This is a genomic window from Thermoclostridium caenicola (assembly GCF_900142095.1).
Lineage (GTDB): Bacteria > Bacillota > Clostridia > DSM-8532 > DSM-8532 > Thermoclostridium_A > Thermoclostridium_A caenicola.
Window position 1 is genome coordinate 1 of sequence record NZ_FQZP01000010.1, and the last position, 16,731, is coordinate 16,731.

The 16,731-nt window shown below is 49.9% G+C and carries 11 protein-coding genes; 7 read left to right on the forward strand and 4 right to left on the reverse strand.

Annotation, left to right across the window (positions count from 1 at the left end; all coding sequences use genetic code 11):
• On the forward strand, positions 1-111 hold a 111-nt coding region (locus tag F3H12_RS04480), incomplete at its 5' end, for a transposase (protein WP_149677403.1).
• Between the two features lie 163 nt (positions 112-274).
• Here the strand turns inward: F3H12_RS04480 and F3H12_RS04485 are convergent.
• The 3 genes from F3H12_RS04485 to F3H12_RS04495 form a co-directional block, all read right to left on the reverse strand.
• Positions 275-2,572: a family 65 glycosyl hydrolase domain-containing protein gene (locus tag F3H12_RS04485; RefSeq protein WP_149678166.1), complete on the reverse strand. Its 2,298-nt coding sequence runs from the start codon at positions 2,570-2,572 to the stop codon at positions 275-277.
• A 29-nt stretch (positions 2,573-2,601) separates the two neighbouring features.
• Positions 2,602-3,618, reverse strand: a complete 1,017-nt coding sequence (locus tag F3H12_RS04490; protein ID WP_149678167.1) for a LacI family DNA-binding transcriptional regulator — start codon at positions 3,616-3,618, stop codon at positions 2,602-2,604.
• A 198-nt stretch (positions 3,619-3,816) separates the two neighbouring features.
• Positions 3,817-5,580, reverse strand: coding sequence for an alpha amylase N-terminal ig-like domain-containing protein (locus F3H12_RS04495; RefSeq protein WP_149678168.1), 1,764 nt, complete (start codon positions 5,578-5,580; stop codon positions 3,817-3,819).
• Positions 5,581-5,849: 269 nt separating this feature from the next.
• Between F3H12_RS04495 and F3H12_RS04500 the strand changes: the two genes are divergently transcribed.
• The 6 genes from F3H12_RS04500 (at position 5,850) to glgP (ending at position 14,292) form a co-directional block, all read left to right on the forward strand.
• The gene (locus tag F3H12_RS04500) at positions 5,850-6,881 is read left to right on the forward strand and encodes a LacI family DNA-binding transcriptional regulator (RefSeq protein ID WP_149678169.1); all 1,032 of its coding nucleotides are present in this window, start codon (positions 5,850-5,852) and stop codon (positions 6,879-6,881) included.
• Between the two features lie 425 nt (positions 6,882-7,306).
• The gene (locus F3H12_RS04505; protein WP_207706802.1) at positions 7,307-8,578 is read left to right on the forward strand and encodes a sugar ABC transporter substrate-binding protein; all 1,272 of its coding nucleotides are present in this window, start codon (positions 7,307-7,309) and stop codon (positions 8,576-8,578) included.
• Between the two features lie 129 nt (positions 8,579-8,707).
• Positions 8,708-10,039: a carbohydrate ABC transporter permease gene (locus F3H12_RS04510; protein ID WP_149678170.1), complete on the forward strand. Its 1,332-nt coding sequence runs from the start codon at positions 8,708-8,710 to the stop codon at positions 10,037-10,039.
• Complete coding sequence (locus tag F3H12_RS04515) at positions 10,039-10,878, forward strand: sugar ABC transporter permease (protein ID WP_243133192.1); 840 nt, start codon at positions 10,039-10,041, stop codon at positions 10,876-10,878. Before F3H12_RS04510 ends, F3H12_RS04515 begins: the two co-directional genes overlap by 1 nt.
• A 35-nt stretch (positions 10,879-10,913) precedes the next feature.
• Positions 10,914-12,602: an alpha-amylase family glycosyl hydrolase gene (locus tag F3H12_RS04520; protein ID WP_149678171.1), complete on the forward strand. Its 1,689-nt coding sequence runs from the start codon at positions 10,914-10,916 to the stop codon at positions 12,600-12,602.
• A 49-nt stretch (positions 12,603-12,651) separates the two neighbouring features.
• Positions 12,652-14,292 (forward strand): alpha-glucan family phosphorylase, encoded by a 1,641-nt coding sequence (gene glgP, locus F3H12_RS04525; RefSeq protein WP_149678172.1) that lies wholly within the window; start codon positions 12,652-12,654, stop codon positions 14,290-14,292.
• Between the two features lie 119 nt (positions 14,293-14,411).
• Here glgP and F3H12_RS04530 read toward each other — a convergent pair whose 3' ends face one another.
• Positions 14,412-16,637, reverse strand: a complete 2,226-nt coding sequence (locus F3H12_RS04530) for a methyl-accepting chemotaxis protein (RefSeq protein ID WP_149678173.1) — start codon at positions 16,635-16,637, stop codon at positions 14,412-14,414.
• Between the last annotated feature and the right edge of the window lie 94 nt (positions 16,638-16,731).

A 16,731-nucleotide genomic window follows, 5' to 3' on the forward strand; every position in this document is an offset into this window, starting at 1 on the left:
AATGGTTTCACGGAAGGTGTCAACAACAAGATTAAAGTGATCAAACGAAATGCCTATGGGATAAGAAATTTCACAAGGTTCAGAAACAGGATACTGCATGTTATGGCATAGAGCTGCCAAGAAAAAGGCAGATGACCAAAATTGATCATCTGCCAACAAAGCTTAAGCTGCTTCATTTTACTAGTTCCACCCCAACAATTGACGTAGAACCGATATAATGCAGGATACGTTCGAATCATTTTCGGGATGGTCTTATAGTATGCGCCTGTTTGATTCAGCTATGGACATGATGACAGTCGGTTCCCGGGGTTAACCGCATACGTTGGTCAAAGAGAAGAATGTCCAGCGGATCGCCCTTTTCAAGGCGTATGGTCGTTCCGGATTTATCCACGGTTATTTTGATAATCCGTCCCCTGAATACCAGACGGAAGGAGTACTCTTCCCATTGTTCCGGGATAAACGGCGCAAGATACAGCTCGCCTTTCTTAATCCGCATACCGCCAAAACCGTGTACTATGCTCATCCAGGTACCGGCCATCGATGTGATATGAAGGCCGTCATCGGTATCGTTATTGTAATTGTCCAGATCCAGCCTTGATGTTCGCAGATAAAATGCATAGGCCTTTTCCCTGAGCCCGATCTCCGCCGCCAGAATCGCGTGGATACAGGGCGACAATGAGGACTCATGCACCGTCAGCGGTTCATAAAAATCGAAGTTCCTTTTCTTCTCTTCAAGCGAATATTCCTCATTGAGGAACCATAACCCCTGGAGGACGTCCGCCTGTTTGATGTAACAGGACCTCAGTATCCTGTCCCATGACCAGTTCTGGTTCAGGGGGAGATCCGACGGCTTCAGCGCCGATACGGGAACAATCTCCTTGTCCAGGAAGCCATCCTGCTGCAAGAATATGCCTCTTTCCTTGTCCTCGGGAAGATACATATTCATGCTGACCTTCCTGAATGTTTCCACTTCCTCCGCGGTTACGCCGAGATGCCTTATGGCTTCCTCATAAAGCCTGCTTGCGTTTTCCCGCATCTCTTCCAGGGTATCGACGGTATACAGAAGGCTCCATTTCACCATCCGGTTTGTGTACCAGTTGTTGTTAACATTGTTCTCATATTCATTGGGCCCCGTGACGCCCAGAATCATATAAACCTTCTTGGTGGGATGGTAAGTTACCCTCGAAACCCAGTACCTGGAGGTCTCCACCAGGACATCGATGCCCTTTTCATAGAGATAGGATTTGTTGCCGGTATATTCGGTATAAACCTTGATGGCGTTGGTAATGGCGCAATTCCGGTGGATCTCTTCAAAGGTAATCTCCCATTCGTTATGGCATTCTTCGCCGTTCATGGTCACCATGGGATACAGGGCGCCCCGGGTCCCCAGCTTTCTGGCGTTTTCCTTCGCTTTTTCAAGATGGTTATAGCGGTATTCAAGCAGGCTTCTTGCAATTTGAGGCTCCCTCGTACCCAGGTAGAAATAGAGGCAGAAAGCCTCGGTATCCCAATAGGTACTCCCGCCGTATTTCTCGCCGGTAAACCCTTTGGGCCCGATATTCAGCCTGGGATCGTCACCCGAATAAGTGCAGTTCAGCTGGTAGATGTTGAACCTGATGCCCTGCTGGGCTTTGATATCGCCTTTGATGGTGATGTCGCCCATGCTCCAGATATTGTCCCATTTAGCCCTGTGGGCATCAAAGAGACCCTGGTAACCGGTCTCCTTGGCTTTCAATGCCTTTTCACGCGCAATGTCTGCCAGCTTATCCGCATCATAATACCTGTCGCTGATGACCGAAACATATTTGGTTAATGTCACGGTTCCGTTTTTTCCGATTTTTGTCCTGATTCTGTTTCCGACAAATTCGCCGCCGTTTTCGCTCACGGCTTTGTTTTCCAGGACATCGGCCCCGAAAAGCTCCCAGGTAAAGGCGGCTGTCACGTTGAAATGGGTTTTTAGCGTTCTGGAAGTGATGTAGGATATGGAACCGTCGGTGCCGCTGGCCACATATTCCCAGAATTTTTCGTTATAGTTGGCGTCTTCGTTCCTTACGTCGCCGTTCAGGAAAGGCGTGAGAACCACCTCAGCCTCGCCCGATAGGCTGGTTATGGCATATTTGATGGCAGCAAGGTCACCGTCCGCATAGCTTAAAAAACGCTCGGTGTTTATTTTGAATTCCGAACCGTCTTTCCCAATGAAGGTGAAGCTTCTTCTCAGTATGCTTTCCTTCATGTCCAGCTCGCGTCTGTAATCCTTGAAACGGCATTTTGCCAAATCCACAGTCTCGCCGTTTATGGCAACCTTGATGCCGATAAAATCAACGGCGTTCAACACCTTCGCAAAATACTCAGGATAACCGATTTTCCACCATCCGACACGTGTCTTGTCAGGATAATACACGCCGGCAATGTAGGTTCCTTTCAGGGAATCGCCGGAATAATCCTCCTCGTGGTTTCCCCGAAGTCCCATCCTGCCGTTTCCGGTAGACATGATGCTTTCAAAGAAACGGTTTTTTTCTGCTGAAAAGCCTACCTGGATTATCTTCCAACTGTCCGAGATCAGTTTGCACATAGGGAACCTCCATTGGCACTTTGTTGTAATCAATAAAAGGGTTCGACTTCCACGATGTTTGTTGGGACAATATAATGGGTGGGTAGATTCTTTTTGCCTTCTATCTTGCCGATCAGGAGCTTCGCGGCATAAAAGCCCAGTTTGTTTGCGTTGACATCGACAGAGGTAAAGCTTTCGTTCTGATACAGGCTTATCGGCGTGTTGTTAAAGCCGGTTACCGCAATATTGGAGATGTTCTTCTTCCGCATCGCCTTCAATACCCCGAGGGCCTGCATATCATCGCTGGTAACAATGGCCGTCGGAAGCTCGGCGCCTTTTTTACTGGCAGTAATGATCCTGAGCATGCATTCGCTGCCGAATTCTTCGGAGAAATTCCCGTCCAGGAAGGTCAGTTCCTTATCTATGGCGTATCCGTGCACGGTCATGGCTTTCTTGTATCCCTCAAACCTGTCCCGCGACACGTTATGGTCCCGGGGGCCTCCCAGGAAAGCGATCCGCTGATGGCCTTTCATTATCAGATCATTGGTGACCTGATAGGTCGCCTGGAAGTTGTCATTGTCCACCCAAAGCACGCCCTCGGTCTGGTCCGGCCGCCCGATGACGGAGAACGGAAAATCGTTCTTTTTCAAAAAATCGATGCATTTATCATTTGTCCTTGAGGTGAACAGGATGATGCCATCAACACACCTGCTGTTGACATACCAGACGGCGATGTCCAGATCGCCGGCTTCGCTTTTGTTGTAGGCAAACATGACGTTATAGCCGTTCTTCTGCGTATACTGGCTGACGCCTGTCATCGCCTGGATGAAGAATGGGTTTCTTACCAGGGTTTCCGCTTCGGTGTTGAGAATGAGGCCGATTGTCTTTGAGGATTTGTTTGCCAGGCTCCGGGCAATCGCATTAGGATGGTAGTTAAGCTCCTCTATGACTTTTCTGACGCGTCGTTTCGTCTCTTCGCTTATTCTCGGGCTGTCCGAAATAACACGCGAGACCGTTGAAGTGGAAACGCCTGCGACTTTCGCAACATCATTTATCGTGATCTTCATCTGGACCCACTCATTCCCCCAATTTCTATGTTGTGAAAGCTGTGAAAACGCTTGCACTAGTATTATATCTTAATCTATCTTTTGGTGTCAATAACAAAGGATCCCATCCGGATAGACTGGGAGAATGGTGTTGCTGCTTACACTTTCCTATTGTACCAGCTCCTGTATCGGTTGTCCACGCCAAAATGCCAGTAATACTTATTCGTGCCGCATAATAACAGCCCCTCCTAGCGGCGGCAGTGTAAGACGGATCTCACCGGCTTCGCATGTGACAGGCGTACCTTCCAGGATATCGCAATAGCCGGAAGCGCTGTTGTCCGATTCACCCGCGCAGAACCTGACGAGCCGAGATTCTTCGCTGTTGTTCAGGACGACAATGGCTTCCTTGTTATCGGTAAACCTTGAAAAGGCATAAACGCCTGTGCCGTTATCTTTAAAGACGGTTTTTACGCCGCCTGTGAAAATGTCCGTGTATTTCTTCCTGATTGAAATGATCTTTTTATAATACGCCGTGAGATCTTCGGTCACCCGATCGTCCTGCCAGACCATCGGTGCGCGGTATTCATGCTCTGCGGCACCGGATATGGCTTTCTCGTCCCCTGCAAAAACAGTCGGTATGCCGACATAAGTCATCATGAACAGGGCGGCAAGCTTGAGTCGGCGAATATCCCCACCGCAGTAATGCAGAAAACGGGGTACGTCATGGGAATCCAGCATGTTCATCTGGACCAGGGTTATCTGCTTTTTATAACGCATCAGCATATAGCCGAGACTGTTGTCAAAATCGTCAACACTGATATCATGGCTTGCAAAAAAGGCCTTGCAGATATCAACGAACCTGTAATTCATGGCGGAATCAAACTGATCTCCCAAGAGCCATTGCTCCGCATCCTCCCAGATTTCCCCGATCAGGAACGCATCGGGCTTCTCTTCCTTCACAGCCTTCCTGAAAGCGCGCCAAAAATCATGGCATACTTCGTTGGCCACATCCAGGCGCCAGCCGTCGATATCGGCTTCCCTGATCCAGTAGCGGCCGACGTCGCAAAAATACCGGATCACTTCAGGATGACCGGTGTTCAGTTTCGGCATTTGACGGACATAGGCAAACGCGGCGTAGTTCAGCTTTTCGGTGTCGACGGGGAAGTTCAGCTTGTAGAACCAGTCTTTGTACTTCGATTTTTCTCCCTTTTCCAATACGTCTTTGAAAGCGAAGAACTTCCATCCGCTATGGTTGAAAACCCCGTCCAGGATGACCCTGATACCCTTTTGGTGACAGGCTTTCACCATGTTTTTAAAGTCTTCCATTGTGCCGAAGCACGGATCGATGGTGTAATAATCGATGGTATCGTATTTATGGTAGGATTCGGCGGTGAATATAGGATTCAGGTAGATGCAGTTGATTCCCAGGTCGGCCAGGTAGTCCACGTTTTCGGTTATACCTCTGATGGTTCCGCCGAGACGGGAATGGGACATATCCTCGCCGTTTACGGACACGGACTTTTTCTCGCCGCTGATATATCTCTTTCCGGTTGCAAAGCTGTCGGGAAAGATTTGATACAGCACCGCATACTTGGCCCATTCGGGAACGACAGCGATGTCATTGCGGTGGACGTAGGGGAACTGGAAGTATTCCACCCGATTGTGCGTCGGGGTGTGGGTGAAGATTCCCGAATAGTAATAATAGTCCTCTGTTCCGTCGGTCAGCCAGAAATAATAGCATATCCTGTTGATATCGGTATGGAAATCGGCTTCAAAATAGTCAAACAGGCGGTCGGATGCAACACGCTCCATTTCCTGCGTATGCATGATAACACTCGGTTCGGGGTACATCCTGTCTCCGTAAAACAGTACACATCTTTTTATATCGCCTTTTGCCGCCCTAAGCCTGATGCATATCCTGGTCTCTGAAAGGGCATGGCAATAACTGGAGTCCGGCAGGTGGAACACGGCATGCTTGTTCATCGGGAAAAACCTCCTTCGTCTATTAGGAAAACGTTTTCCTGAAATTATTATAAATGTTGCGGCAAGTTTTGTAAATACCAAGCTCGTGGAGGCCTATGGAAAATGCTTATGACTTTCGGCGTATGGCTTTATATCGGCGCTTTGTACGGGACGTATCCAACGGGACATTGAATGATCAGGCAATAATTGATAGAATATTCTCAGTACATTTCCTTTTGGGAGCAAATACAACGTTTTCCTAAAGAATATACAAGGAAGAAGGAGCTAATATGGGTGTAACCATAAAAGATGTCGCAAGGAAAGCCGGTGTGTCCATATCCACCGTTTCAAAGGTCATCCATGACGCACCCACCATATCGGATGCGACGAAGAAAAGGGTTCTGGAAATCATGAAAGAACTCAATTACCACCCCAATATCATTGCAAGGAGCTTTGTGAGCCAGAGCTCATACCATATCGGGCTGATCATGAGCCTCAAGAAAGAGGATGCTTTCCTGAACCCTTATATCTACGAGATAATGGGCGGTATCGAAGAGGTAGCGCGAAAGAACGGCTACCTGTTGTCCATCATCAATACAAGCACCCTTTCGGAAAATCCCGCCGAACTGGAAAAGCTCATCGCTCAAAAAAGGGTGGACGGGCTCATCATCCATCTGGGAGGATTCGATGAGAAGCTCACCGCGGTCCTGAACAGAGCCGATTTTCCCTACGTGTTTATCGGGCGGCCTAACTTCGCAACTGGCGCCAGCTGGGTGGATATCAACAATGCGAAGGCAGGGGAGATTGCAACCCATCACCTGGTCGACCAGGGATGCAGATGTATCGCCTTCATCGGAGACGGTGTTGCGATCCGGCATTCAATCTGTGCCGCCCGCGCCGAAGGGTATAAAAACGCCCTGCAGGCAATGGGGTATGCGGTGGACGAGCGCTACATCAAGGACATGAAGGGAACGTGTGAAAACATCCCGGCCCTTCTGGAGGAACTGCTCGGCATGGATGAGCGGCCTGACGGGCTGGTGTGCTCCGACAACTTTATCGCCTTTGAAACGCTGAAATACCTGCAAAGAAAAAACATTGAGGTGCCCGGGGAAATGCTCCTGATCACTTTTGACAACTATCCGTTTGCTCCTTATACCATGCCCCCCATGAGTACCGTGGACATAGACGTTTTCGAACTGGGGGTCCAGTCCGCGCGTGCCATCATCAACAAGCTTTCCAATCCCGGCATGACCATTCAGTACAGCCTTTTGTCTCCGTCCCTTATCATCAGGGAGTCGTCAGCCAGAAAAATCACAGGATGAACGCCTCCACATGCTGAATGGGCTTTAGATGAAAGATTACAAGTAAGAGTATTGGCGCTCACGCCTGGCCTATCGCCGATAGACTTCTTCTCATTTGCCCGGAGCCGCCACACGTCGAGAGTCGGAAGAAATGGCCCATCCCTGCCAAAACCCTCTTATTTCAGCTTCTCCCGCACTTTGGTGTAACCGATTGCATTTTTTATGAACCGCTTCACGGGTGTCGGAGCATTTTTCAGGAAGAGCTAAAGTATATTATTACATAAGCATTTATTCAATATGTTGCAAAATACATTGCAAAGAAGGGGGGATTTTATACAAACTGCATTGACAAAAGGAAAATGGAATATTATACTATGTTGTAGAAAGTGCAACCGCTTGCTTTATTCTTTCTAACAGTGCCATAAAAATAAAAGGAGGAAGAAGTAATGAAAAAGCGCAGCATTTTATCCCTGTTCCTTGCAGTAGTTATGGTGATGTCCCTGTTTGCCGGCTGCGGCAAGGAAGCAGAATCAGTCGCCACACCAAGTGCTCCCGCAGCTTCTGCTGACACAACCGCATCTACGAACTCAGAGGCTCCAAAGGAACCGGTTACCCTCAAGGTTTGGGAATCTGACGGACCCGAGAAGGAATTCATCGAAGAAATGGCAGCGGCCTACATGGCAGAGAACCCCCATGTGACTATCATTGTTGAGCCCGTCTCCCATACCGATGCGGCACAGAGGTTACAGCTGGACGGTCCTGCCGGGGTTGGCGCCGACGTGTTTGCAGCACCTCATGACAAGCTGGGTGAAATGCTTACCAGCGGCATCATTCTTGAAAACGCTTACGCGAATGAAGTAAGACAGGTCACGGTGGACGCCGCTATCACGGCAACATCGTCGGAAGGCAAGCTCTATGGTTTCCCCACGGGCGTTGAGACATACGCACTCTTCTACAACAAGAAGCTTGTTTCCGATCCGCCTGAAACATGGGAAGAAGTCAAGGAGTTCTGCAAAAATTTCAATGACAAGAGCCAGGGTAAATACGGTATCGTTTGGGATGTAGACGATGCTTACTTCAGCTATATGTTCCTGTCGGGCTACGGGGCCGATCTTTTCGGTCCGGAAGGCACTGACAAGAGCAAGCATATGGTTAACAGCGAAGAAGCCATCAGATCGCTGGAATACTTCCAGAACTTCAGAAAAGAATGCCTTGACGTTGACGCTGCCGACCTGACCGCCGACTTCATGAACGCCGGTTTCCAGAACGGCACAATAGCGATGGTTATTACAGGTCCCTGGGCTATTGCCGGTTACAGGGAAGCCGGAGTGGATTTTGGCGTCACAACACTGCCGAAACTCCCCGGAAGTGATACGCCGCCGAAGTCGTTCTCCGGTATCCGTGCCATGTATGTATCCGCTTTCACTAAGTATCCCGAAGAGGCTCAGAAGTTCGCTTATTACCTCGTATCCAAGGAAGCCCTCCAGAAGCGGTACGAGATTACCAACCAGATACCTCCCCGTAAGGATATCCACATCGAAGATGAGGCACACGAGGGTATCCTGGCCCAGTTCGCTTACTCCAAACCCATGCCGAGTATTCCTGCTATGAATACATACTGGCCTGCAATGGCTTCTGCATATGCCAACATATGGAACGGAAATGACATTAAGACAGAGCTGGATCTCGCCGCGGCAGCCATTGAAGCCGCACCATAAGCGGTGTAACATTCTAATGGCGGTTCCGAAACCGGAATCGCCTTTTATAATAATATTGTAAATCAAAGGTATAAGTTTCAACTTGGGCAAGCACATCATGTTTTGTTGCCGAAAGGGGGAGCATTCAACATGAAAAAACGCTCCGATTTGACTGCCCCCATTCTGTCGGCCATCTTTATGGGGCTTGGTCAAATCATCGTTCTGAAGCAGTACATCAAAGGTATACTGCTCGCTTTGATCGAAGTGCTTGTACTGCTCAACACAGGTACCATCGCCAAGGCAATTGAGGGGTTGATTACGCTCGGAGAGCCGAAACCCCATTTGCCGGTCGCCCAGAGGGACAACTCGACGTTCATGATGCTGGATGGTCTGATCGCGGTAGTCGTGGTTATCATTGTAGCAATCATTTATCTATACAATATTCTGGACGCCAGAAAAACGGCGAAAATCTATCTGAAGACCGGTATCCTACCATCCAGAAAGAATGGCCTCAGCGCAATAGGCGAAAAGGCTTTTGCGTACTTTGCCCTGTCTCCGGCATTCGTCATGCTTGCATTCTTTGTGGTCATTCCGCTGGTCTTTGCCATCCTGATTGCTTTTACCAACTATTCGGCTCCCAATCATATACCGCCGAACAACACCATTGACTGGGTAGGGTTTGAGACCTTCAGGGAAATGCTGAGTCTCAAGCAGTACTCCCAGGGATTTGCCCGTACCGCCATCTGGACGTTTGTTTGGGCATTGCTCTCCACGACTACCTGCTATTTCGGCGGGATGTTTTTAGCCCTTGCACTCCTGGACAAAAAGATCAAGATTGCGGGCGTTTTCAGGACCATCTTCATACTGCCGTATGCGATTCCGGGCATGATTAGCCTTTTCATGTGGGCTATTCTCTTAAACGGACAATTCGGGCCTATCACACGGGCTTTCAGGGAACTTGGGATCATCTCCTGGCTTCAGAAAACTGGCATCCTTCAAAAGGACATCATCCCATGGCTTTCCGATCCGCTCCTTGCCAAAATCATGTTGATTCTCGTGAACCTGTGGCTGGGATTTCCCTATTTTATGCTCATGATCACAGGCATCATGACATCCATGAGGCAGGATATCTTTGAAGCGGCCCTGATCGACGGGGCGAGCAAGTTCCAGCAGTTCAAGTACATCACCTTCCCGCTGCTCATGTACCAGACGATGCCGCTGTTCATCATGAGCTTCTCGTACAATATGAACAACTTTGCGGGCGTTTACTTCCTCACCAATGGTAACCCGCCGGATACCATCACCACGCAGTCGTTCGCGGGTACGACGGACACCCTTATCACGTGGATGTATAAGCTGACGCTGGATCAGAGGCTATACAACAAAGCTTCCGTCGTGGCGCTCATCATGTTCCTTGTTGTGGCACCCTTTGCTTTGTATAACTTCGCCCAGACCAAGTCGTTCAAGGAGGGTGAGCTGTAGTGAAAAAGGCATTGACGGTTGTTCGGTACTTCTTCGTGTACCTGATGCTTATTATCCTGTCATTCATCGTGCTCTATCCTATTGCGTTCACCATCAGCGGTGCCTTCAACAAGGGCAAGTCCCTGTTCCAGATGAACGTGCTGCCAATACCCTCCAATCCAACAACAGAACACTTTACCGAGCTGTTTACCAAAACCAACTATTTGAACTGGTACAAGAACTCCTTCATCATTGCGGTTTGCAATATGCTTATGACGACGGTTCTTGTTATGATAACGGCTTACATTTTCTCAAGGTACAGGTTTGCCCTGAAAAAGCCCATGCTCATGAGCTTCCTGATACTTCAGATGTTCCCGAGCACCATCGGCATGATAGCCATTTATGTCATCCTTAACCGTTTTGGCCTTACCGATAATCTGTTCGGACTTATCCTGGTTTATACAGCGGGCAATATCCCCTACAACACATGGCTGCTGAAAGGTTATTTTGACACCATCCCCAAGAGCATCGACGAAGCGGCCAAAGTGGACGGGGCAGGGAATCTCACGACGTTCTTCAGGATTATCCTGCCCAATACCCTGCCCATGGTGGCCTTCCTGGCTGTAACCAGCTTCACGCAGCCCTGGATGGACTTCATACTTCCCAGGTTTATCTTAAGAAGCGACAAAAACAAGACATTGGCTGTCGGCCTGTTTGAAATGATTAACGGACGGTCCAACGACAATTTCACCCAGTTTGCGGCAGGAGCCTTGTTGATAGCCGTCCCGTTCGTCATTCTGTTTGTCATCAACCAAAAATACCTGGTTAGGATAATGTCGGCCGGTGCGGTTAAAGAGTGAGGCTGAACATGGATTATAGCTAAGGGGGAAAAACAGTGCTGAAAAAGCTGTTGTCAAAATGCTTATGCCTGCTGCTGCTTTTTGCTCTTGCAGCCTGCGGTTCCGGTTCTTCTTCCACAAATAATCCGGAGCCGTCAGCGTCGGTCCAGACATCTTCGGTTGACCCTGAAACCTCGTCTGTACATTCCGCCGACCCTGTCTATGCGCTTGCTCCTACTGCGCAGAACGCATCAGGCAACAGGCAGGGCGTGTATTACGAGATATTTGTCAGGGCTTTTGCCGATTCGGACGGCGACGGGATCGGTGACCTCAATGGCCTGATACAGAAACTCGATTACCTGAACGATGGCAACCCCGAGACGACAACCGACCTTGGGATCACGGGTATCTGGCTCATGCCTATCAATAAGGCGGCTTCATACCATGGATATGATGTGACCGACTATTATGCCATCAATCCTGAGTACGGGACCATGGAGGATTTTGAAAGGCTCATTGAGGAAGCCCATAAAAGAGGCATCTCGGTAATTATGGACCTTGTCCTTAATCATACCAGCAGCTCACATCCATGGTTCATAAGCGCCCGGGATCCCGCAAGCCCGTACAGGGACTGGTATCTGTGGGCGGACGAAAACTCTGACGAGTATAATGTCAAGGCCACCATCTGGGGCCATAACGCATGGCACAAGGTGAACGATTCCTATTACCTGGGCCTGTTTTGGAGCGAAATGCCCGATCTGAACTACAACAATCCCGAAGTGCGGCAGGAAGCCAAGAACATAGCCGCCTTCTGGCTGGATAAAGGGGTTGACGGGTTCAGGCTTGACGCGGTTCCCCATCTGTTTGACTCGGTTGAGGTCCGTCCCGGTGAAAGCGGCCTCGAAAAGACCCTGGAATGGTGGACCAAGTTCACGGCGTTTTGCCACGAAAAGAAGCCGGGCTGTCTCATCGTCGGCGAAGTGCTCAACGAAAGCACGTCAATCAGGGCCTCGTACTTACCGGCGCTTGACTCCACGTTCCACATCGGCCTGGGGCCCCAGATTGCCAATGTCGTAAAGGGCGGCGCCAGCAACAACAACTATATAAGCACGTTCATCGCCAACAACTATGCCCAGTATGCGAAAGCCAATCCCGATTATATCGATGCACCGATGCTTTCCAACCATGACCAGAACAGGATCATAACCGCTGTGGGCGGCGATCATGAAAAAATGAAGGTTGCAGCCAGCATTTATCTGACGCTGGAAGGCATCCCGTTCATCTATTACGGCGAGGAAATCGGCATGGTGGGCGGTAAGCCCGACGAAGATATCCGGCTCCCGTTCGTCTGGGGCGGCGACGATCCCCTGCAGACAAGGTGGAGGGAGTCCAAGTACAATGCCATTGTCAAATCGGTGGCTGAGCAGGAAGGTGATCCGAATTCACTTCTCACCCATTATAAGCGGCTTATACGGGTCAGGACGAAGAACCATGCCCTTTATGCCGGTAAGTTCAGCCCGATTGAGTCCGAGAATCCTTCCATCGTCGCATATAACATGAAATCCGACAGACAGTCGGCGATTATCCTGCATAACCTGGCCCAGACCGAGCAGTCCATCTCGTCGTTGGATCTGACAGGTTATACCCTTGAATTCTGCCAGAAGAAGGACGGGTTTGTCCAGGACGGCAATCAAGTTGTGATGCCGCCATTAAGCACCGTCATATTTGTCAGGGATTTAAATTGAGTGATTAAGTATACACCAGTAAGTCGACAAGTAAATGGAGGTAGAACAGATGCGCAAATTACCTAAGGTGGCCTACTTTTGCATGGAATACGCTATCGAATCCAATGTGAAACTCTATGCCGGGGGGTTGGGCATACTTGCCGGCGACTACATGAAAGAGGCCTGCGATAACGGCTATCCTGTAATCGGCATAGGCATCAAGTGGAAGCAGGGTTACGGGGAGCAACTGATCGACAAGGAGAACTGCCGGCCTTATGATGCCTATGTAAACAGGTATTATGATTTCCTGAAAGACACGGGCATAACCGTGACCGTCAGGATCAATCAGAGGGATGTGAAGGTCAAGGTTTGGCAATACGACGCCCATGGCGTTAACAACCTCTACCTGCTGGATACGGACGTGGACGGCAACGACGGCGACGCAAGATGGATAACGGGCCAGCTTTACGGATGGTTCGGCGAAGAACGGGTGGCCCAGGAAATGGTCCTTGGCATAGGCGGCGTCCGGGCTCTCCGTGCCCTTGGCTTTGAACCGGATGTCTACCATTTTAACGAGGGCCATGCCTTATTTGCGGGCTTTGAACTCATCCGCGAAAAAATGGCAAAAGGACAGAGCTTTGAAGAAGCGGTTGAAAACACCCGCAAAGAGGTCGTCTTTACAACCCATACCCCAGTCATACAGGGCAACGAATCCCATCCGATCGAGCGCCTGGTCTATATGGGCGCCAACCTTGGCATGACCAAAAAGCAACTGAAGGCGATCGGCGGTTCGCCTTTCAACATGACGGTCGGGGCCCTCAGGCTCTCCAGGCTGTCCAACGCGGTGGCGCAGCTTCATAAAGAGACCGCCAACAAGATGTGGAGAAAAGTCAGGAACAGAAGCGAAATCATCGGCATCACCAACGCCATCCATATCCCGACCTGGGTGGACAGCCGGATGCTGGAACTTGCCGAAAAATATGACGGCAGCGCAAAGGCAAGGGAAGAATTATGGAACAGGCATATGAAGAACAAGAGAGACCTCATTGACTTTGTTGAAAAGCGGACCGGTGTACGGCTCAATCCCGATGCATTGCTTATCGGATTCTCCCGCCGCGCGGCGCCTTACAAGCGCTCCAACCTCATCTTCACCGACAGGAAGTTCATCGAACCTTTGCTGAAGTCCGGCAAGCTCCAGATCGTCTTTTCCGGAAAAGCCCATCCGCTTGATGACGTAGGCAAGCGGATCGTTTCCGACATCCTGGAGGTGACAAAGCTTTATCCGAACAGCGTGGTATTCCTTGAAAACTACGATATGGAAATTGGCCGTGCATTGACGCGCGGTGCCGATGTCTGGCTCAACAACCCCAGGCGTCCCATGGAAGCCTCGGGTACCTCGGGCATGAAAGCGGCGATGAACGGCGTCCTCAACGTTTCCATCCTGGATGGATGGTGGCCGGAAGCATGCCGTCACGGCGTCAACGGCTGGCAGTTCGGAGATGGCAGGCAGTTCGAGGATGAAGCGCAATGCGACGCCCATGACTTCGAAGTGCTGAAGAACTGCCTGACCAGGGAAGTCCTGCCTGCATACTATCAGGACAGGAACAAGTGGATTGACATGATGGCCGCTTCCATCAACACGACCAGGGACCAGTTCGGCATGAAGAGAATGCTCGATGAATACTACAACAGGATGTATATCGTCAAATAACCAGGCGGCGAGTGCCTGCCAGGAAATATAAAGAAAACAAGATGGCCCGGATTTTCCATGATCCGGGCCATTTGTTTCTATCAATATCGACAGCCGCTATATACAAGGCGGGTTTTCTGTTATTCCGGTATGACGAACATTGAGACGGCATCCTTAAGCCTTGCAGCGCTTTCATCGGCAGTTATGGCCTTCGTAAGGACGTTTTCGGAGCCGGCCAGTATCCTGGAGGCTTCTTCGGCAATCACGGCGGCGCCCTGGGCACCGTCATTTGTAGCCGAAACAACCTTCATGAGCGTATCCTTCAGTGCCGTGATGGCATTTGACAGGGTTTCGGCGGTGGACGCCAGCTTGAGCGACATTTCCTGGTACAGGGCGGCGTCCCGGTTATACTGCTCGCCGGTCTGATCCAGCAGCTTGAAGCTTTCCTTTACATTGGTCTCGAAATACCTGAGCAGATCATTGGCGCTTTCAGACAGATGGGTTACCGACAGCAGCACCAGGTTCGATATGTCCTGGATCTGGGATGCGCTGTTTCTGGACTGGGTGGCCAGCTTTCTGATTTCTTCTGCAACCACACTGAAGCCTGCACCGGCCTTGCCGGCCCTTGCAGCTTCTATGGCCGCGTTCAGCGAGAGAAGGTTGGTCTGGGAGGCCACCGCCATGATGTTATCCAAGAGCAGGGTGATCTGATGGATCGAGTCAGCTTCACGTATGGCTTCTTCAAGCCTTTTCTTGGTTGCCTCCTGCATCTTCTGGTTCTCGCTGCTGCTGAGCCTTACCTTATTAAACACTTCCTGAGCACGGTTTCGGATCTCCATCGACGATATATTGCCTTTTTCCGCGTTGGATCGGATGGTGTCAACAACCTGTGTCAAATCGGAAACCGCCTTGTTCATGTTCTCGGCAGAACCGTTCGTATCCGTCAAAGCGGCCGACAGCTGCTGGGTATTGGCCGAAATGGTTTCTATACTGAGATGCAGGTTGTTGATATAGTTCCTGACCGTGGCGACGGCTTCGGCAACCTCATCGGCCTGGACACGCACGTTCCTGATAATCTCGGATACGGACTGCTGCATTTTCTCCGTGGAACTGGCAAGCTTTCCGATCTCATCTTTCCGCTTTCTTAAATTTGCAGGGATACTGGATGTGAAATCCGCGTTAGCAAACCTTTCGATATGCCCGGTAAGCACCTTGATGGGCCTGATCTGCCTGGATACCAGCAGTGACGCCACAATCAGAACGATGAGGAGAGTTGCAATGCTGATGAGGATCACGATGGATGTAAAGGTGTTGACTTCATTCATGATGCCGTCGATGGGTATCTCCGACCAGAATATCCATCGGATGTCGGTACCGGGTATGGTAACGGGGGAGAAGCAATAGAGTTTTTTGTCGGCATAGCTCAGCTTGCTGACGGTGCTTCCTTTTTCCTTGGCTTCCTGATATGCCGCCATAAGATCTTTGCTAAGGTATGATGAGATGTTCCGGCCTTCATAACCAGTATCCGACCCGTACGACAAGATCTCCCCGTTGTCCATTACAAGGCCGCTCATGCCGATCTCCTGTGTTGCCTCTTTCACCAGGCTGCTAAAGTGATCGGCGTACATCTCGGTTCCCACAATGCCGTGGAAATCGGTGCCATTTGTCGTGATGGGCATACTGTAGGCTATGACGGTGTATTGCTTGTCTCCCTCTTCCACAACATAGGGAGAGGTAATATAGGGCTTGATGGTTTGCTTGATGTGGGAATATGCTTCGGTATCATCCGCGTTGGTGGGATGGTCGGGATCCAAAAGATAGGGATTGATGTTGCCTAATCTATTGTAGTGCTTGATGACGTGCAACCTGATGCGCCCTTTGCTGTCGCCAAGGTCACTGTTGACGAAACTGACGTCGATCTCGTCGGCAGCCTTCGCTTCGCCAAGCACATACATGCCAAAAATATGTTCCGGGGAGCTGTCCAGGTTCCTTTCAAGAATTGTCCTTACTTCGGACCTTTGCAATATCCTGCTGATGCGCTGTATGATCATCATTTGCTGAAAATATTTCGTATAACCGGTTACGTTTTCGATGAAGATCTCGATGCTCCTTGCCTTCTCATTGGCGAGGCTCTCGGTGATGCGTATTTCTTCATCGAGTTTTCCTGCCCTCATGGTGCCGACGACATAGCTTAATAGGATGATGTTTCCGACGAGAACCACCGATACAATCAGGGTGATAATCCTTACGACCAGCCGCTTACTGAAAAAACTGAAAATCGAAGCCAGGATGCTTTTCTTTTGTTTCTCCGGTCCGGTTTTGCCCGCGTTTCTGAAAGGGAGTTTACTGCTCAACAACTTAATCATCACAATTCCTCCTTAACATGATGCGCGGCTGAGGGCAATCGGTTGCACGTGCCTCCATATCAAATATACAAAATTCCCGTTATTTTTACAACCT

What these genes read in the sequence shown, in the direction of transcription:
- F3H12_RS04495 (WP_149678168.1), bottom strand. Translation starts at nt 5,580, where the DNA reads ATGAACAAGCATGCCGTGTTCCACCTGCCGGACTCCAGTTATTGCCAT.
- F3H12_RS04490 (WP_149678167.1), bottom strand. Translation starts at nt 3,618, where the DNA reads ATGAAGATCACGATAAATGATGTTGCGAAAGTCGCAGGCGTTTCCACT.
- F3H12_RS04505 (WP_207706802.1), top strand. Translation starts at nt 7,307, where the DNA reads ATGAAAAAGCGCAGCATTTTATCCCTGTTCCTTGCAGTAGTTATGGTG.
- glgP (WP_149678172.1), top strand. Translation starts at nt 12,652, where the DNA reads ATGCGCAAATTACCTAAGGTGGCCTACTTTTGCATGGAATACGCTATC.
- F3H12_RS04510 (WP_149678170.1), top strand. Translation starts at nt 8,708, where the DNA reads ATGAAAAAACGCTCCGATTTGACTGCCCCCATTCTGTCGGCCATCTTT.
- F3H12_RS04530 (WP_149678173.1), bottom strand. Translation starts at nt 16,637, where the DNA reads ATGATTAAGTTGTTGAGCAGTAAACTCCCTTTCAGAAACGCGGGCAAA.
- F3H12_RS04485 (WP_149678166.1), bottom strand. Translation starts at nt 2,572, where the DNA reads ATGTGCAAACTGATCTCGGACAGTTGGAAGATAATCCAGGTAGGCTTT.
- F3H12_RS04500 (WP_149678169.1), top strand. Translation starts at nt 5,850, where the DNA reads ATGGGTGTAACCATAAAAGATGTCGCAAGGAAAGCCGGTGTGTCCATA.